This is a genomic window from Belnapia rosea (genome assembly GCF_900101615.1).
Taxonomy (GTDB): domain Bacteria; phylum Pseudomonadota; class Alphaproteobacteria; order Acetobacterales; family Acetobacteraceae; genus Belnapia; species Belnapia rosea.
In genome coordinates, this window is sequence record NZ_FMZX01000003.1 from 106,967 (window position 1) to 123,802 (window position 16,836).

Below are 16,836 nucleotides of genomic sequence, written 5' to 3' on the forward strand. Positions count from 1 at the left end.
ACGCTCGGGAAGCAAGACCCGGATGCAGCTGATGCCCGACATGTGGACAGCGACGACACCATCGGCGCCCTGGACCGCCAGCGCCATCGAGATCGCCGTGGTCATCCCCGCCTACCGCCAGCCCGGCCTGCTGCCGGAAGCGATCCTCTCCGTGCTCGGCCAGCAATCGGTCCCGCCTGTCGCGGTCATCGTCGTCGATGACGGCTGCCCCTTCCCGGAGACGGCGCAGGTAGCGCTGGATCTCGCGGCCCTTCATCCCGGCCAGGTCTTCCTGCTGCGGCGGCCGAATGGCGGCCTCTCGGCGGCGCGCAACACCGGCATCGACTTTGCGCTCCGCGCCTTCCCCGCCTGTCGCGCGCTGCATTTCCTCGATGCCGACAACCGCCTGCATCCGCACTACCTGGCCCGGGCCCTGGCGGCCTTGGACGCAGCGCCGGACGGGATAGGCTGGGTCTACCCGGATATCGACGAGTTCGGTGGGCGGGAGCACTGGACCACGGGCGGCGCCTTTTCCCTGCTGCAATTGCTGACCTGCAACTACTGCGAGGCCGGCAGCGTGGTGCGCCGGAAGATGGTCGAGACCGGCCTGCGCTTCGACGAGACCATGCGCGACGGCTTCGAGGACTGGGATTTCTGGCTCTCCGCCGCCGGCCGTGGCTGGCGTGGCCAGCACCTGCCACAGGCCGGGTTCCGCTACCGCCGCCGGCCGGAGAGCATGCTCTCCGCCTCCGAACGCTTGCGGCCGCTGCTGCTCGGCCTGCTGCACCGGAAGCATGCGGCGCTGCTGGCGCCGCGGCACCTGCTGGCCGAAGCGGCGCGGGAAGCCCCCCGCTTCGCCCTGCATATGCCGGATGAGGGCACCATCCGCCTGGTGGCCGACCCTGCCGCGCCCGAAGGGCAATGCCTCTCCCCCAACCTGGCGCGCGAGCGCCTGGCGGCCGCGATGGAGCAGCCGAGCGCCGTCCACCACCCGGACATCCTCTGCTTCACCGAAAGCGCGGTGCTCGACCTGCTGACCAAGAGCGGCGTGTTGCACATGGTCTTCTGGTGGGGCGAGCGCCTGCTGCGGGAGGCGCAGTTCGTCGCCCTCGAGATCGTCCCGACCACGGAGCCGATGCTGGCGCTCGAACGACCCGGCCCGGCCGATGGGCATGTCACGGCCGCGCCGTTGATCCTCGCCCGCAGCCAGGTGTTGTGGGAAGCAGCCGGCGACCCCTCGCCGGCCTGGATCGAAAGCCTGCAGGCGCCGAAGCCGCAGCCGATCACCGCGCTTCTGCGCCTCCGCCTGCCGGTGCCGAGCAGTGCCGCCAGCCCCATCCCGCTTCGCCTGCTGCTGCTCGAGGCCGCAGCCCTCGGCCGCCTTCGCCGCCAGCGCAGTGGCCTGCCGGCCAATTGGAAGCGGGAATACCGCCCGCCGCGCAGCCGCATGGTGGCCGATGCCGAGGCAGCCATCGGCCTCGGCCCGCTGCTGCCGCGGCTGCGCCAGCCGGGACGGCGCGATATCGGCTTCCTGCTGCCGCTCTTTTCCTTCGCCGGGCTGGAGAAGGTCATCCTGAACCAGGCCGCGGTGCTGCGCCGGCGGGGCTGGCGGACCCATCTCATCATTCTCGGCAGCGGGCGCATCGACCGTGGTGCCGATTTTCCCGCAGCCTTCGATTCCGTCATGCTGATGGAGGGCCTGGGCGAGGCGGCCGTCGCCTGGGAGAGCGGCTATTTCGGCGCGGGCATCTCGCATTTCGGTGGCTCCCAGTCGGCGCGCGACGTGCTCGGGGTGCTCGCCACGCTCGATGTGCTGATCAATGTTCATTCGCTCGCCGGGCAGGCGCTGATGGCACCGCTGCGCCGCCTTGGCATACGCACCTTCGGCGGGCTGCATCTCATCGAGCACGGGCCGCATGGTGAGCCGCGCGGCACACCGCACGTCCAGGCCTCCTACGAGCATGCCTATGACGGCATCATGGTGATCTCGCGCCAGCTGCGGGACTGGTGCATCGCCGCCGGCATCCCGGCGCGGAAGCTGCACCTGGTGGCGAACGCCCCGGGCTATGCCACGCGCCCGGCCCGCATCGCCGTGGCGCTGGGCGCCCGGCAGCGGCATCGCCGGCGGCCGCTGCAGGTGCTCTTCCTCGGCCGGATGGACTGGCAGAAGGGTCTCGATCGCCTTGCCGCCATCATCGACCGCAGCAAGGAGCTCGGTCTGCGCTGGCGGGTGGTCGGCCGCGCGGTGCTGGCGGATGCCAACCAGCCGGAGCTCGGCGTTCCGGTCGAGCCGCCGGTCTTCGAGCCGCAGGCGCTCGATGAGCTCTATGCCTGGGCGGATGTCCTCGTCCTGCCGTCGCGCTTCGAGGGTGTGCCGCTGGTGGTGCTGGAGGCGCAGCGCATGGGCTGCACCGTCATCGCGACCGGTGTCGGCGCGGTTGCCGAGGTGATCCGGCATGAGGAGGATGGCTTCCTCATCCCGCATCACCAGCCGGAAGAGGCAATCATCGCCGGCTTCCTCGCGACCCTGGCGCGGCTCGCCGAGGACCGGACGCAGCTTGCCGCCATCGGCGCTGCCGCCGCCGCACGCCTCGCCGCCTGTGGATGGCCGGAGCGGATGCAGGAATTCATGGATCACCTGGACAAGCTGGTGCCGCCGGACCGGCCGTCGCCAGCCGCAAGCCCTGGGATGCCCGGATGACCCTGTCGATCGCCGCGACCGACCTTGCCGCCCTGTTCGATGGCATCCCCGCCCTGCTGGCGATGGAGGGGGTGAATCCCGCCCCGCTCGCGCTGCCCGGCCTCTCGGTCTGGCAGGTCACGCGGCAGGCGGGTGGGCTGCGGCTGCACCGCCCGGGTAGCGGGGCGGAAGGGCCGGGTGTGCCGGTGCCGGTGCCGCCGGCCTCGGCCCTGGCGGTGGTGACGCCTGATGCCACCCTCGCCGTGCCGCTGCTCGCCTGGTGGTCCTGTGCCGGACCCGAAACGCCGCCTGTGATCGAGGCCGCCGATGCCGAGGCGGCGCTGCCGCAACTCGCCCGGCTGGCGCTCGCCGCGCTGTCGCGACAGGCGGCCGCAACGGCGGTGCTGCACCGCGCCCTCGCCGCCGCCCGGCAGGAAGCCGAGGAAAGCCGCGAGGCCATGGTCTCGCTGATCCAGCACAGCAGCCGCAGCGGCCCTCCGGCAGGCCTCAGCCAGGCCCTGGCGCTCCAGCCCTCGGCGGCCGGCCATGCGGTGACGACGCAGGATGGGCGCCTCGCCGCCGGGCAGGCGCTCGGCCTCAAGCTCGAGGGGCTGGCCTGCCTTGCCGTGCATGTGCGCGAGGCCCAGGTGGCCCCGGCCGGACTGCTCCGGCTGCGGCTCTATGGCGCCGAGAGCGGCCGCGTCTTCGGCGCCTGGCTGGTGCCGGGCGAGGCGCTGGTACCAGGTTGGCTGGTGCTCGACCTGCCGGCCCCGCTTGGCCCGGTGCGGGAGACGGCCTGCCTCGACCTCACCGCCGAGCTGGAGCTGGGGGATGTGCTGGCACTCTCCCTGGACGACCGGCAGACGGCGCCGGAGCGCGCGCTGGCGGTGCGCGGCGGCCCGGCGCAGGAACGTGCCCTTGCCCTCCGGCTCTGGACCGCGCCCTTCGGCCGCCGCTTCGTCGTCCCGGCCTATTGGGATGCGGAGGCGATCGGCCAGGCGCTCGCCGCGCCCGGCGTGCCGATGCGGCTGCCCGCCCAGGTCTGGGAAGGCGCGCGCTTCCCGGTTGGCCAGGTGGATTGGATGGCCCTGGGCACCGAGGCGCCGCGGCTGGTGGCAAGCTTCGGCCCCGGCAAGCAACTGGTCATCGTGCTGCCTGCCGTGCCGGTGAACGGGCTCGACCTGCTGCAGGCGGAGGTTGCCGTCGCGCGCGGCGATGCCGGCCAGCTCGAGGCCGCGCTCTGGCTGCAACCGGATGGCATGCCGCTGGCGCTCGAAAGCGATCTCGTCCTCGATGGGCCGGAAGCGCGCTGGAGCGGCTGGCGCAGCGCCGGGGCAGAGGGGGGGCCGCTGCTGCTGCCCCTCGCCCTGCCGTTGAACGCGCCACGCAGCATGACGGTGGTGCTGGTGCTGCGCCATGCCGGACAGGTGCCGGGCCAGCCCCTGCGCGTTGAATGGTCCGACCTGCTCGGCTTCCGTGACCTGTGCCCGCCTCCCGTTCCGGCGCCGCGCCAGCCGCTGCCCGCCCCGAAGCCGTCCGCGCCGATCCGCCCCGCCCCGCCTCCGCGGGCGGCGGGTCCGGTGCCCGTCGCACCGCCGAAGCGCCCGGTCGCCGCCACCGCCAGCCAACCCGCCCCTTCCGGCCCAAGTGCGGCCATCGTCCGGCTGCAGGAGTATTTCGTCACCCCGGATGGCGGATATCGCCATCTCGATATCTGGCTGGAGGGTGTGCTGGCCGGGCCGCGAAGCTGGCCGGTGCTCCGCTTCAAGCTGGCGCTTCGCGGCGAGGGGCCGGTGCTCGAATTCCGTGCCCGCGAGGGCTGGCCCACCATGTTCTCCACCTGGCCCAGCGCCGAGGCCGATAGCTGGGGGCCCTTCCTGCTGGTGCGCGAGGGTGACCTCGCCGGCGAGGCTTTCGACCGCCTGCCGCAGGAGCGGGACCGGCACATGCTGGCCGCGATGGTCCGGCTGCTGCCCGACGCCGTCGCCCGCGCGGTACGGGAAGCGCCCCAGGCGGCGGCAGAGGAGGCGCTGTGGTTGCGCCTCGCCCGCCGACTGGCCGACGCGATGAAGGTGCCGGCAGGCTGAAGGATTGTTGAGGACCACGTCGGTGCCGGCTTGACGCCAACGGTTGGGCCTTGGAAATCTCCGCCTCATGCAGAACGCCCTCGCGCCCGATGTCCTGGTGATCGGCGGTGGTCCCGCCGGTTCGACCGCCGCCGCGCTGCTGGCCCAATCCGGCCGGCAGGTGACCCTGGTCGAGAAGGAAAGCCACCCGCGCTTCCATATCGGCGAGAGCCTGCTGCCAAGGAATCTCGACATCCTGGAACGCCTCGGCGTGCTGGAGGCGGTGCGCGGCATCGGCGTCCACAAGCCGGGGGCGGAATTCGTGTCCGACCGCACCGGGCGCAGCTGCGCCTTCCCCTTCGCCAAGGCACTCGACCGCCAGCGTACCCATGCGTGGCAGGTACGGCGCTCCGAATTCGACCGCCTGCTCTTCGCCAACGCGGCCCGTCTGGGCGCCACGACGATGGAGCGCACCCGCGTCACCGACATCCAGTTCGCGCCGCCCGGCGAGCGGGCCACCGTCACGGCGCAGGGGCCGGACGGACAGGCGATCAGCATCCGCCCGCGCTACGTGCTGGACGCCTCGGGGCGGGACACCTTCCTCGCCGGCCGCCTCAAGGTGAAGAGCAGCAACAAGTACAACAACACCGCCGCCAGCTACGCCCATTTCCGCAATGTCGAGCGGCGTGAGGGCGAGCTGGAGGGCTATATCAGCATCCACCTGGCCGAAGACGGCTGGTTCTGGCTGATCCCGCTGCCGGGCGACGTGATGAGCGTCGGCTTCGTCGGCAACCAGGCGGCGTGGAAGGGGCGGCAGGGCAGCGCAAGCGACCTTCTGCTCCAGCGCATCGCCTCGAGCCCGACCGTCGCAGCGCGGATGCGGGGCGCCGAGATCGCCTCCGAGGTCTATGCCACCGGCAACTACAGCTACCGGGCACGGCAAGGGAATGGCGAGGGTTACCTGATGATCGGCGATGCCTATGGCTTCGTCGACCCGATGTTCTCGACCGGCGTGCTGATGGCGATGACGGCCGGCGAGCTGGGTGCCGAGACCGCGCATTGCTGGCTCGATGATCCGGCGCGGGGCCAGCGCATGGCCGAGCGCACGAACCAGGAGCTGGCCCGCGCCATGGACCGCATCTCCTGGCTGATCTACCGGATCAACGACCCGGTTATGCGCTCGCTCTTCATGGCGCCGAAGAACACGCTCTGGATGCGGGACGGCATCATCAACATGCTGGCCGGCAACCTCCGTGGCTCCTGGCGCGCGGCGGTGCCGATCCTGAGCTTCAAGGTGGTGTACCACACGCTGTCCGCACTGCACCGCGTCGGGCTCGGCCCCGCCATGCCGGAGAAGGGCCCGCCGCCCGCCCTTGCCGCAGCGGAGTAGCTACTCCGTCGTCGCCAGCCAGGCTTGGCCCGCCGCCTCGGCGCCCGAGGGCAGGGGCGCCTCCGGCGACGCCATCCAGGCGAGGGCATCCCCGGCCGCCACCGCCCGCTCCTTGTCCCGCAGCAGCAGGTGGTGGCCTTTCGGGTAGAAGCCGAGGCGGACCGGCGCCGCCGGGTCGAAGGTTCGCAGCAACCGGCGGACCGGCCCCTCGGGCACGATCCGGTCCTCTCCGCCATAGAGCACCAGCGTCGGTGCCCGCAGCCGCGGCGCCGCCTCCAGCGCCCGGTCCATCAGCTCGACCAGTCCATAGACGAGATCGACGCGGAAGGTCCGCGCGGTCAACGGGTCGGAGGACCAGCGGCGCATGGCCTCGGGATTGTCGGTGGGCGAGAAGCCGGGCGCCGAGCCGCTGAAGCCGACAGCCGGGATGGCATGGGCCGCGATTTCCAGGGTCTGGCGGGCGAAGGCGCCCATCGCCGCCCGCCCTCGCACCCCCGGCGCCAGCAGGATGAGCCCGGCTACCGGCGGCGGGTCGGCCGAGGTCGCCGCGACCAGCGCCACTGCAGCCCCCATGCTTTCGCCGGCGAGGAAGACCGGCACGCCCGGATAGCGCGCGGCCAGCAGGCGCGCGACAGCCGTGACGTCGGCGACCAGCGTTGCCGTTCCTGGCCAGTAGCCCCGATGCGGCGCGGCGCCAAAGCCGCGCTGGTCATAGGCGAAGACGGCCACGCCCTGGCTGGTGAAAAGGGGGGCGGGGATGTCGAAGAAATTGAAGGAGTAGTCACCGAAGCCGTGCAGGCCGAGCAGGACGGCGCGGGGCGGACCCTCCGGCAGCCAGGAGGTATAGGGCAGCCGCGCCCCATCCGCGGTGACGAAGGCCTTGGTGCCGATGGCCGGTGGCCGGTCGGGCAGGCCGGCCGGGATCACCACGGGCGTGCAGCCTGTGGCCCCGAGCAGGGCCAGCAGGCAGAGCCGCCGCGAGGCCGCCATGGCTGGCAATCACTCCGTGCGCCGCTGCATCCAATGGCCGGCCCGCTCCAGCGCCTGGCCCGTGGAATTCGCCGCACGGCCGAGCGCCTGGCCGGTCTGCGTGCCCGTGCGGTCGATCGCCTCGCCGGCCCGGGTCGCTGGCTGGCGGCTCTGGCAGGCAGCGGCGGCCAGCAGGCAGAGCGTGGCCAGGGCCAGGCGGCGGAGAGGGGCGGACATGGGCTCATCATCTCCCACAGGACGATGCCGATGGGATATGGCCTGCCCCGGCTGGTGGCAAGGCCGCTGGCGCTCCGCTAGCTTCAGGCCGGACAACAGGGAGAACGTCACCCATGATGCTCCGTCGTTTGGTCTTCGCCGGCGCCGTCCTGGCGCTTGTCGGCTGTGCCCGCACCGTGCCGATCGAGCAGGGCGGCGGCGAGTTCGTCGGCCAGGGATCGCTGGCGCAACGCGCCGCGGAGATCCGCCGGGCCGGGGCCGGCCTCGGCTGGATCATGCAGGATCAGGGGCCGGGACTGATGCGTGGCACCCTGAATCTCAGGACCCATCAGGCCGTGGTCGACATCCCCTACGACACGCGGCGCTTCAGCATCCGCTACGCCTCGAGCAGCAACCTCGAATACAATGGCGGGACCATCCACCGGAACTACAACAGCTGGATACGCAACCTGCAGAACGCCATCCTGGTGCAGTCGGGCGCCAATCCCGGCCGCTCCTGACGCTTGGAGCATACCCAGGTCGGATGGGACCATCCGATCGGGGTAGTTTGCTCGCCTGAACAACGCGCTTTAGCCGAGGCCGCCGGAGATGGCGATCGCCTGGCCGGTGATGTAGCCGGCCCGGTCGGAGGCGAGGAAGCCGACGAGGTCGGCTACTTCCTCCGGCCGCCCGGCACGTTTCGCCGGGACGAGCTGGGCGATGCGCTCGCGCGGCATCGCCGCCGCCACGGCGGGGCTTTCGATGATGCCGGGTGCCACGGCATTCGCGGTCACGCCGCGCGAGGCATATTCCAGCGACAGCGTCTTCACCGCCCCGATCAGCCCGGCCTTGGCGGCCGCGTAATTCGCCTGGCCGCGATTGCCCATGAGGCCGCTGATGGAGGAGATGGCGATGATGCGGCCCCAGCGCGTGCCGATCATCGGCAGGATCAGGGGGCGCAGCGCCGCGTAGAAGCCGTTCAGCGAGACATCGACGACGCTGCGCCACTGCATCTCGCTCATCCCGGCGAGCGGGGCGTCGTCATGCGTGCCGGCATTGTGGACGAGGATCTGCACCGGCGCCGGCTCCAGCAGCGCCTCCAGCACGGCCGCGGTGGCCGGCATGTCGGTGAGGTCGGCGGCGAAGGCGCTGGCGCGGCCGCCAGCCGCCCGCAACTCCCTGGCCAGCGCCTCGGCGCGGTCGAGCCCGGCATGCGCGTGGATCAGCACCTCATGCCCCTCGGCGGCCAACCGGCGGGAGATGGCGGCGCCGATCGGGCTGGCGCCGCCGGTGACCAGGGCGCGGCGCCCGGGGGAAGCTTCGGTCATGGGATGATCACCGCTGCCTGGCCGCTCAACAGGCTCCGCCCCTCGCCTGCAATCTCGAAGCGGTAGATGAAACCGCCTGCCTCGGCGACCAGCGCCACCGCCTCGATCCGCAATGGCCCGGCGATGGTGTCGAGCCGTGCCGTGCCCATCCGCACGTCGCGCAGGCTGCTGACGAAGCCGGCCCGCTGCGGCACGCCGCCGGCGCTGAGCGCGCCGTGCAGGGCCATGGCCTGCAGGGCGAATTCGAGGCCGCAGACCGCCGGCAGCATCCCGCCGCGCCGGAGCGGGTTGCTACCCAGGGCATGGCTGTCCGCCTCGCAGAGGATGCGCTCGGCATCCCAGGACAGGGCGCGGTCCAGCAGGCACATGGCGCCCTGGTGCGGCACCAGCGCCGCGATGGCCTCGCGGTTCAGCACGGAGCGAGATCGAGGGCGAGATGCATGTCGGCGGAGAGCGCCAGGCCGATCCGCGCCGGCCGCCGCGCCGCCAGCGCCCGCAGCAGGGGCAGGGCGCGGGCGGCCGGGTTGCCCTCCGCCAGCGCGTCCAGCGCATCGGCGGGTGCCGGCGCCGGCGCCGGCTCGGCGACGTGACGCAGCGAGAGCCGGGCCAGCGCACCCTCGGTCGGCGCCGGCCGCAGCACGAGCGCGGTGCCGAAGCCGGGCCCGGTCGGCCGAACCGCCGCGAGCGGCGCCGGCAGCGGCAGGTCGTAGGCGCAGAGCAGTACCGCCGCCCCGCGTGCTGCGACCGCGATGCCGGCGGTCAGCAGCCCGGCGGCGAAGCTGCCGTCATGCCCGCCGAGGCTCACCGAAGGGGCGACCGAACCGACGGCGATGTGCCAGTAGCCCGCCGCCGAATTATGGACCGAATTATGAAACTGCGTCGGCGAGAGGGCGATGCTTCCCGGCGCGTGCAGCGCCTCCAGGATGCCACCCACCACCGCGCCGTCGCCATTGCTGCTGGCGAAGACCGTCTCGAGTGCCGCGCGGTCCGCGATGCCCGCCGTAGCCTCCGCCGCGACGGCCAGCGCCAGGCGCACCGCCGGGCTGGTCCGGCGCCGTTCGGTGGGCGGGAGCAGGGGAGGAGGGGGCGGCACGACGTCGCCCGGGCTCCAGGGTGCCGTGCCGGCCAGGGCCGCCTCGCTCGCCGCCCAACCCGGCAGGCCGGAACCAAGGACCGCGACCCCGCAGATCCAGCAATTCACGCCGCCCGGCCGATCACCAGGCAGCAATTACTGCCACCGAAGCCGAAGGAATTGCTCGCCACGCGCCGCAGCAGCCGCACCGCATTGGCGGTGGCGACGGCGCTGCGGAATTCCGGGTCGGGCATGCTGACGCCAAGGCAGCCGGGTACCAGCCCATCCTCGAGGCAGAGCATGGCGATGACCGCCTCCACCGCGCCGGAAGCGCCGAGCGCATGCCCCGTCCAGCCCTTGGTCGAGCTGCAGGGGGTGCCGTCGCCGAAGAGGTGGTGCACGGCCCGGTCCTCCATGGCGTCATTGGCGCGGGTGCCGGTTCCATGGAGGTTGACATAGTCCACCTCGCCCGGCGTCAACCCCGCCGCCGCCAATGCCGCCCGCATGGCGCTGACGGCGCCGAGCCCCTCCGGGTGCGGGGAGGACATGTGGTGCCCGTCGCTGCTCGCGCCCGCGCCGAGGAGCAATGGCGCGCCGGGCGGGCCGTCCTCCGGCCGCATCAACAGGACGAGGCCGGCCGCCTCGCCGATGGAGATGCCGTCCCGGTCGGCGGCGCAGGGCCGGGTGGGGCCGCCACGGCTGAGCAGCTCGAGGGCGGTGAAGCCGTGCAGGGTCAGCCGGCAGAGGCTGTCGACGCCGCCCGCCACCACCGCGTCGGCGACGCCGGAGGCAATCAGCGCGGCGGCCTCGAGCATGGAGCGTGCGCCGGAGGTGCAGGCGGTGGAGATGGCGAAGGCCGGGCCGCGCAGGCCGAGCCGGGCGCGCACATAGGCGGGCAGACTCTGCAGATCATGGGAGCCGGCATAGTTGAAGCTCGCCGGCAATGCGCCTGCGGCATCGCGCTGGCGATAGGCCTGCTCGGTCTCCTCGATGCCGGCGGTGCTGGTGCCGAGCACCACCGCCACCCGGTCCGGCCCATGCCGCGCCGCGGCCACCGAGACCGCCTCGGCGAAGCCGTCGCTCCGCAGGGCCATCTCGGCCAGGCGGTTGTTGCGGCAGGCGAAGCCGGCGAGCTCGGGCGGCAGCTCGACCGCCTCCACCTCCGGCACTTGGCCGACCCAGATATCCTCCGGCCCGCCCGGGAAGGCGCTCGGCCGGAGCCCGCCCTCCCGCGCATGCAGGGCCCGGCGCAGCGGCGCGATGCCGGCGCCGAGGGCAGTGACGGTGGTGGCAGCCGCGAGGCTCAGCGGCCAGAGGCGCGTGTCAGGCATGGGCCGGGATCTTCGGCGCCAGGGCGCAGGCCAGGAGGAAGGCGCTCGCCACCCCGATCGAGACCGTCAGGCCAATCCCATGCAGCACCGGTGTTCCACAAAAGGCCAGCAGGCCGAAGGTGAGCAGGGTCGAGGTGGCGCAGTTCAAGATGGCTCCCATCGTATCGTCGGTCGCGTCACCGGCAAGGAAAAGAGAATAGTCAATCGCCAGCCCCGCGAGCAACAAGAGCGAGGCGAGGTGGAACAGGGTCAGCGCCTCCCCGAGCAGGGTGAGCACGGCCAGGGTGACGAGGAGCGCCCCGCCGATCGGCCCGGCCACCCGGAGCGCCCGCCAGGGCGAGCCGAGGCCAAGGCCCAGGAGCCCCAGCACCAGCACGCCCCCGGCGAGCGCCCAGAGCAGGGTGGCCCGTCCATAGGCATCGAGCAGCCCCTCCGTCTCCGCCTTCACGTCGATGAAAAGGATCTTCGGGTCGTCCAGCCGCCGCGCCAGATCGGCGAGCGCGGCCGGATCCGCAACCCCCTGGGCCAGGGCCACGCCCTGCACCGCCTCGCCCCGGCGGGAGAGCAACGGCGAGAGACGGGCCGCGAGGGTCGGCGCCCCGGCCGCGAGGGCGGTGGCGGTGAGGGGCGGCAGCCCATGGCTCTCAGCGATGGCGGCGAGGAAGGGGGCAAAGGCGGAGGGGCGGAAGGGCAGCCCTGCCATCGCCTCCGCCAGCGCGGCCTGGGCCGTCTCCGGTGCGGGCAGGGCGGCCTGGCGGGCGCGCTGAGTGGCCTCGGCGGGCAGGTAGCGGCTGGGCAGGTCGATCCCCTGAAGGGCGTGGCCGAGCAGCGGCGCGGCCGCCTCCGCCAGTCGCTCCGACGCTGCCAGCACCTCGGCTTCCGTGCCTGGCCCGAGGGCGAAGAGCACCCGCACATCCGGCGCGCCGAGCTGGCGGCGCAGCTCCCCGTCCAGGGCCTGGGCCGCGCGCGGCACCGGGCTGAGCGCCGCGAGGTCGCGCTGCCAGGCCGGCCCGCCGAGCGCCAGCAGCAGCACCGCCGCCCCGAGCATCACCCCGCCGGCCAGCCCTCGCCGGCCCCGCAGCGCGCCGAGCGCCGCCCGGATCGGCCGGGGCAAGGGCCGTGCCGCGATCCGTGCACCCGGCAGCAGCCAGGGCAGCACCCAGCGCGTGGTTGCCGCCGCCGCCAGCAGCCCCGTTCCGGCGAAGACGCCGAGCTGAACGAGGCCGGGAAAGCCCGAACCCAGCATGGCGGCCAGCCCCAGCGCGGCCGAGGCGGCCGCAAGGCGCAGCGTCGGCCAGATCCGACGCGCTGCATCCCTCAATGCCTCCTCCGGCCGCCGAAGGCTCGCCAGCAGAAGCGGGTAGTCCACGGTGACGCCGAGCATGGTCATCCCGAAGCCGAGCGCGATCCCCTGCACCGCCCCGTTGGAGACCAGCGCCGTCATGGCGAAGCCGGCGATGGTCCCTGCCGCCAGCGGCACGGCGACCAGGCCGAGCAGGAGCAGGGACCGGTAGCGCCAGAGCAGGAAGGCGGCCAGCAGCCCGGCCGAGGCCAGGGTGATGAGGCGGATATCGGCGCGGATCGCCGCTGCGGCTTCCGAGGCGAAGACGCCGGGGCCGCTCAGCAGCAGCCGGGCGGGGCCGGGCTTCGCCGCCGCGAAGGCGGCGCGGAAGGTGGCGACGGCCTCCCCCTGCGCCTCGGCATCCAACCCGGCGCCACTCCGCGCGCGGGCGATCAGCAGCGCACGCGGTGGGCCTTCGGTGGCGAACCAGGCGCCGTCGCGCGTCTCCAACCGGCTCTCCGCCACGAAGGCGCGGGCGAGGCCGAGGAAGGCACCGGTCGGGTCGGCGAAGCCAACGCGGGCCAGCAGCGGCGAGGCCGCCGTCCGAAGCCCCTCCAGCAGCGCCTCCAGCTTCGGCCGGAGAGCCGCGGCGGTGAAGGCCCCGGGCCGCGTTTCGGGCGAGAGCAGGTAGCGGTAGCGGAAGAGCAGTGCCTGCTCCGCCTCACCGAGCGTCGTGGTGCCGTCGCCGACGAAGTCGAACCGGCCGGAGGCACGCAGCCCCGCCGCTGTTTCCCGTGAAACCCTCGCCAGCTCCGCCGGCTCCGCCCCTTCGATACCGGCGAGCAGCAGGGTGGTGGCGGCGCCGCTCTGCAATTCCCGGAACAGGAAGGCGCTGGCCGGGCTGCGGCCGGGGGGCAGGAATTCCGCGAGATCGGCCCGGATGCCAACCTGCGTCCCCAGCACCCCACCCAGAACCGCCAGCAGCAGCAGCGCCGCGGCCAGCCGCCTCACGGGGTGATCTGCATGCGGGTCACACCGCCGCCACCCTCGGTGTCGATGCTTCGCACCTGGGCGCCGCGGCCGCTGACCAGGATGCGCTGCACCGCGGCCCGCAGCCGGACCGAGAGCGGGGTGAGGACCATGCGCCAGGGACCAGCCGAGTCCTCGGGGGTGAAGCCGATCTCATAGTGGCGCTGCAGCGAGGCCAGGTTGCCGGCCAGCGTGCCGCGCACCGCCTCGACCAGCGCCCGCATCTCGGGCTGGTCCTCAAGGCTGAACTCGCGGCGGATGCCCCGGTCCGGCCGCTCATAGAGCAGCCGTCCGCCCTCGACGCGCAGAACCTCCTCGATGGGGGAGGTGGTGTGCTTCTCCAACCGGTCCGGCGCCTGCCAGCGGAGCATGCCCTCGCTCGGCAGCGGCAGGTCGAGCTCGGGGATGGCCTTCTCCTCGGTGAAGCGGGCCTCCGAGCGCGGCTGGGCGGCGAAGCCCTGCATCAGCCGGACCAGCGCCGGGTCCTCCGCCCGGGCCGGAGCAGCGAGGGCAAGCAGGGACAGCAGGAGGAAGCCCCGCCTCATCGCCCACGCTCCTGCCAGAAATCGTAAAAATTGAACCAGTTGTAGGGATACTGCCGGCACAACGCCTCCAGCCGCGTCGCATAGCGGCGGACGCGCTCGGCCACCAGCGCCTCCCGCCCCGCGCGGCCAGGCGGCGGGGCATCGGCGAAGGGCTCGAAGCGCACCTCGTAATGCCGTGGCCCGCGCCAGAGGCCAAAGGCGAGCATCACCGGTGCGCCGAGCACCGCCGCCAGCACATGCGGCCCGGTCGGCAGCGGCGCCTCCTGCCCCAGGAAGGGGACGAGCTGCATCCGCTCGCCGCGCGGCGCCCGGTCGGCCAGCAGGCCGACCATGCCGCCACGTTCCAACACTTCCCGCGCCCGCAGCATGGCATCCGTGGTGCCAAGGGGAATGACGGTCTCCTGCCGCCTCGCCCCGCCCAGCGCATCGAACACCGCCTTGAGCCGGGCGGCATTGGCCTCATGCATCAGCACCGCGACCTCGACCGGGCTGCCGGCATCGGCCACCGCCCGCAGCGCCTCGAAGCTGCCCATATGGGCGCCGAGCAGCAGGCAGCCACGGCCCTCGGCGATGCGGGCCTTCAACGCCTCCAGCCCATGCACCTCGATCCGGTAGCGCCCGGTCTGGCCCGTCACCAGGAAGGCGCGGTCGAGAATGGTGGAGGCGAAGGCGAAATAGAGGCGGAAGAGATCGCCGAAGCCGGCCTCGCGCCCCAGGGACCGGCCGAGGGAGCGCCGCGCCACCCGCCGCTGCCGCGGCGAGAACAGCAGGAAATAGAGCGCGATCGGGTAGAGCAGCACATGGCCCGGCCACCAGCCGACATGATGAACCAGCCAGACCATGAAGCGGGCCAGCCGGACGCTGCCGCGCTCCGGCACATTCACCCAGTCTAAGGCGCCGGTTCGCATGCCAGCTCGCCGGAGAGAACGGTCTTGCCGCCGCAGGTGCAGACGAAGCCGGTCCGCCCGCCCGCGCGCGGCGTCAGGGCGATCTCCACCGCATCCCCGGGCAGCACGGGAGCGGTGAATTTCGCCCGCACCAGATGCGCCTGGCCAAGCCCTGCCGCCTGCAGCACCGCATCGAGCAGCACCACACCGGGCAGGATCGGCCGGCCGGGAAAATGGCCCGCCAGCGCCGGATGGCCGGGCGGGACCTCGAACCGGATCGTGGCGGGGGTCAAGGCCCGGCCGCCGCCATCCGCAGCTCGGCCAGCGCCGCCTGTGTCAGCTTGCCGAGCCCGTTGCGGGGCAGGGCGGGCACCAGCACCAAAGGCCGGGGCAGGAAAACCGGCTCCAGCCGCAGCCGGAGCGCGGACAGGATCTCCTCGGCGCTCCGCCCCGGCGCGACGACATAGGCACTGAGCCGGGCCGCGGGGTTGCGCTCGATATCCTCGGGCGCCACGAAGACGCCATCCTCGACGCCCTCCACCTCGGCCAGCAGCCGGTTGAGCTCAGCCAGCGAGGCGCGGCGACCGCCGAGCTTCACCAGGTCAGCCCGTCGTCCGAGCAGGCGGAAGCGGCCGCCCGGCGCCGGCTCCGTCGCGTCGGCGAGCGGCACGGCGCCGAGGCCCGGCACCTCGACCTCGCCCTGGCCCATGCGGATGCCGCGATAGGGCAGCCAGTCCGGCTCGAAGGCGGTGCGGCGGCTGGCCATGGAGCCGGCCTCGCTCGCCCCGTAGATCTCGAGCATCGGCACGCCCCAGTCCCGCTCCACGGCCTCGGCCATGCTCATGGCCAGCGGCGCGGTGGCGGAGATGACGGCGGAGAGCGGCGCCGGCCGCCGCCCCTCGGCCAGCAGGGCGCGGAGATGGAGCGGCGTCGTCACCAGCAACCGGCGCGGCGGCAGGGCGTCCAGCGCATCCAGGACGTCCGAGGGGAAGAAGGCCTCGCCCGCATGGCAGGCGAGGGCGGCCTGCAGCGGCAGCATGATGGTGGTCTCGAACCCGTACATGTGCTGCGGCGGTACGGTGGCGAGCACGCTGCTGGGCGGCCCGTCCTCCGGGCGCAGGCCGAAGCGTTCAGCGGCGGCCAGGGCGGCGGCGACCAGCGCGCCCCAGGGCTTCGGATGGGCGGTTGGCTGGCCGGTCGAGCCGGAGGTGAAGGCGATGGCGACCACCCGCCCGGCCGGGATGCGCGGGGGCTCGCCCAGGCCGTCCACCGCCTGCTCCTCCCCCACCGGGACGAGCGGCAGCGCGGTGGCGATCGGCGTATCGGCCAGAAGGTAGGTGCCGGGATAGGCCGCAGCCAGCGCCTGCAGGCGATGCGGCGAGGGGTCGGCGTTCAGCAGGGTCGGATGGCCACGCAGCAGCGCCGCGGCGAAGCCCAGCAGCATGCGGTAGCGGTCGGCGCAGAGATTGACCGCATGGCCCGAGGCCGGCAGCCGCCGGGCCAGCGCCGCGGCCTCGCCCAGGAAGCGGCGGATGGTAACCGGCCCGGCCGGGCGGTGGCAGATCACCTCCGCCCCGCCTCGGCTGGTCAGCGGCAGGTCCTGCTCAGGCGGCATGGCGGACGAGGCCATGGGCCAGGCCGATCGCGCGCAGGGTGCGCAGCGGCGTCGCCCGGCCAAGCTGTGGGAAGCGGCGGTTGCGCAGCGCATGCTCACCGCAGAAGACCAGGAGGCAGACCACCGGCTCCGCCACCGCCAGCCCGGCATCCTTCCAGCCCGCCAGCGCCACGACCGCATGGCCCAGCGCGAAGCCGCCGAGCAGCAGCGCCCAGGCGAGGGTCAAGGCCCGGGTATAGCCGCCCTCGGGCTGTCCCGCCGCGTCGAAGCGGCTGTAATGCGAGATCAACGGCTCCCGCCCTGGCAGCAGGGTGAGGCCGAAACGCGCCGCTACTGCCGCATTGCCAATCGCCGCAGCGACCGGGTTGCCGGCAAGCAGGACAGCCAGGACGACCGAGGCCGCGACCAGCAGCAGCAGCCTGGCCAGGCGGCGCCCGCTCGGCATGC

At 73.2% G+C, this 16,836-nt stretch carries 16 protein-coding genes; 4 read left to right on the forward strand and 12 right to left on the reverse strand.

Annotated elements, in window-relative coordinates:
- Nucleotides 1–22: 22 nt before the first annotated feature.
- The 3 genes from BLR02_RS09400 (at nt 23) to BLR02_RS09410 (ending at nt 6,115) form a co-directional block, all read left to right on the forward strand.
- The gene (locus BLR02_RS09400) at nt 23–2,680 is read left to right on the forward strand and encodes a glycosyltransferase (protein ID WP_090662594.1); all 2,658 of its coding nucleotides are present in this window, start codon (nt 23–25) and stop codon (nt 2,678–2,680) included.
- Nucleotides 2,677–4,746, forward strand: a complete 2,070-nt coding sequence (locus BLR02_RS09405) for a DUF6212 domain-containing protein (protein ID WP_090662596.1) — start codon at nt 2,677–2,679, stop codon at nt 4,744–4,746. The genes BLR02_RS09400 and BLR02_RS09405 overlap by 4 nt, the downstream gene beginning before the upstream one ends.
- A 67-nt stretch (nt 4,747–4,813) precedes the next feature.
- Nucleotides 4,814–6,115, forward strand: coding sequence for an NAD(P)/FAD-dependent oxidoreductase (locus BLR02_RS09410; RefSeq protein WP_090662598.1), 1,302 nt, complete (start codon nt 4,814–4,816; stop codon nt 6,113–6,115).
- On the opposite strand, the gene BLR02_RS09415 is transcribed toward BLR02_RS09410, so the two are convergent.
- Together BLR02_RS09415 and BLR02_RS09420 are read right to left on the reverse strand one after the other, a co-directional pair.
- The gene (locus tag BLR02_RS09415; RefSeq protein ID WP_090662600.1) at nt 6,116–7,105 is read right to left on the reverse strand and encodes an alpha/beta hydrolase; all 990 of its coding nucleotides are present in this window, start codon (nt 7,103–7,105) and stop codon (nt 6,116–6,118) included.
- A 9-nt stretch (nt 7,106–7,114) separates the two neighbouring features.
- On the reverse strand, nt 7,115–7,321 hold the full coding sequence (locus tag BLR02_RS09420) for a hypothetical protein (protein WP_090662603.1): 207 nt from the start codon (nt 7,319–7,321) through the stop codon (nt 7,115–7,117).
- Nucleotides 7,322–7,434: 113 nt separating this feature from the next.
- On the opposite strand from BLR02_RS09420, the gene BLR02_RS09425 reads away from it, so the two are divergent.
- Complete coding sequence (locus BLR02_RS09425; RefSeq protein ID WP_090662605.1) at nt 7,435–7,821, forward strand: hypothetical protein; 387 nt, start codon at nt 7,435–7,437, stop codon at nt 7,819–7,821.
- Nucleotides 7,822–7,890: 69 nt separating this feature from the next.
- Here BLR02_RS09425 and fabG read toward each other — a convergent pair whose 3' ends face one another.
- The 10 genes from fabG to BLR02_RS28530 are packed head-to-tail and all read right to left on the reverse strand — an operon-like array spanning nt 7,891 to nt 16,834.
- On the reverse strand, nt 7,891–8,628 hold the full coding sequence (fabG, locus tag BLR02_RS09430; protein ID WP_090662607.1) for a 3-oxoacyl-ACP reductase FabG: 738 nt from the start codon (nt 8,626–8,628) through the stop codon (nt 7,891–7,893).
- Nucleotides 8,625–9,044, reverse strand: a complete 420-nt coding sequence (locus BLR02_RS09435) for a hydroxymyristoyl-ACP dehydratase (RefSeq protein ID WP_176849466.1) — start codon at nt 9,042–9,044, stop codon at nt 8,625–8,627. The genes fabG and BLR02_RS09435 overlap by 4 nt, the downstream gene beginning before the upstream one ends.
- A complete protein-coding gene (locus tag BLR02_RS09440) occupies nt 9,038–9,829 on the reverse strand; it encodes a beta-ketoacyl synthase chain length factor (RefSeq protein ID WP_176849467.1) in 792 nt (263 codons plus the stop codon). The genes BLR02_RS09435 and BLR02_RS09440 overlap by 7 nt, the downstream gene beginning before the upstream one ends.
- Nucleotides 9,826–11,031: a beta-ketoacyl-ACP synthase gene (locus BLR02_RS09445; RefSeq protein ID WP_090662611.1), complete on the reverse strand. Its 1,206-nt coding sequence runs from the start codon at nt 11,029–11,031 to the stop codon at nt 9,826–9,828. The genes BLR02_RS09440 and BLR02_RS09445 overlap by 4 nt, the downstream gene beginning before the upstream one ends.
- Entirely contained in the window at nt 11,024–13,324 is a 2,301-nt protein-coding gene (locus BLR02_RS09450) for an MMPL family transporter (RefSeq protein WP_090662612.1), read from the reverse strand. Before BLR02_RS09450 ends, BLR02_RS09445 begins: the two co-directional genes overlap by 8 nt.
- Nucleotides 13,321–13,887, reverse strand: a complete 567-nt coding sequence (locus BLR02_RS09455; protein WP_090662615.1) for a LolA-related protein — start codon at nt 13,885–13,887, stop codon at nt 13,321–13,323. The genes BLR02_RS09450 and BLR02_RS09455 overlap by 4 nt, the downstream gene beginning before the upstream one ends.
- The gene (locus BLR02_RS09460) at nt 13,884–14,795 is read right to left on the reverse strand and encodes an LpxL/LpxP family acyltransferase (protein WP_090564339.1); all 912 of its coding nucleotides are present in this window, start codon (nt 14,793–14,795) and stop codon (nt 13,884–13,886) included. The genes BLR02_RS09455 and BLR02_RS09460 overlap by 4 nt, the downstream gene beginning before the upstream one ends.
- Nucleotides 14,777–15,067, reverse strand: coding sequence for a 3-hydroxyacyl-ACP dehydratase FabZ family protein (locus BLR02_RS09465; RefSeq protein WP_090564337.1), 291 nt, complete (start codon nt 15,065–15,067; stop codon nt 14,777–14,779). Before BLR02_RS09465 ends, BLR02_RS09460 begins: the two co-directional genes overlap by 19 nt.
- A complete protein-coding gene (locus BLR02_RS09470; RefSeq protein WP_143018080.1) occupies nt 15,064–16,389 on the reverse strand; it encodes an AMP-binding protein in 1,326 nt (441 codons plus the stop codon). Before BLR02_RS09470 ends, BLR02_RS09465 begins: the two co-directional genes overlap by 4 nt.
- The gene (locus BLR02_RS28530; protein ID WP_143018081.1) at nt 16,379–16,834 is read right to left on the reverse strand and encodes a hypothetical protein; all 456 of its coding nucleotides are present in this window, start codon (nt 16,832–16,834) and stop codon (nt 16,379–16,381) included. Before BLR02_RS28530 ends, BLR02_RS09470 begins: the two co-directional genes overlap by 11 nt.
- Nucleotides 16,835–16,836: the final 2 nt, after the last annotated feature.

Coding starts and splice junctions, on each gene's coding strand:
- BLR02_RS09405 (WP_090662596.1), top strand. CDS start 2,677: ATGACCCTGTCGATCGCCGCGACCGACCTTGCCGCCCTGTTCGATGGC.
- BLR02_RS09455 (WP_090662615.1), bottom strand. CDS start 13,887: ATGAGGCGGGGCTTCCTCCTGCTGTCCCTGCTTGCCCTCGCTGCTCCG.
- BLR02_RS28530 (WP_143018081.1), bottom strand. CDS start 16,834: ATGCCGAGCGGGCGCCGCCTGGCCAGGCTGCTGCTGCTGGTCGCGGCC.
- BLR02_RS09415 (WP_090662600.1), bottom strand. CDS start 7,105: ATGGCGGCCTCGCGGCGGCTCTGCCTGCTGGCCCTGCTCGGGGCCACA.
- BLR02_RS09420 (WP_090662603.1), bottom strand. CDS start 7,321: ATGTCCGCCCCTCTCCGCCGCCTGGCCCTGGCCACGCTCTGCCTGCTG.
- BLR02_RS09460 (WP_090564339.1), bottom strand. CDS start 14,795: ATGCGAACCGGCGCCTTAGACTGGGTGAATGTGCCGGAGCGCGGCAGC.
- BLR02_RS09410 (WP_090662598.1), top strand. CDS start 4,814: ATGCAGAACGCCCTCGCGCCCGATGTCCTGGTGATCGGCGGTGGTCCC.
- BLR02_RS09445 (WP_090662611.1), bottom strand. CDS start 11,031: ATGCCTGACACGCGCCTCTGGCCGCTGAGCCTCGCGGCTGCCACCACC.
- BLR02_RS09400 (WP_090662594.1), top strand. CDS start 23: ATGCAGCTGATGCCCGACATGTGGACAGCGACGACACCATCGGCGCCC.
- BLR02_RS09470 (WP_143018080.1), bottom strand. CDS start 16,389: ATGCCGCCTGAGCAGGACCTGCCGCTGACCAGCCGAGGCGGGGCGGAG.
- fabG (WP_090662607.1), bottom strand. CDS start 8,628: ATGACCGAAGCTTCCCCCGGGCGCCGCGCCCTGGTCACCGGCGGCGCC.
- BLR02_RS09425 (WP_090662605.1), top strand. CDS start 7,435: ATGATGCTCCGTCGTTTGGTCTTCGCCGGCGCCGTCCTGGCGCTTGTC.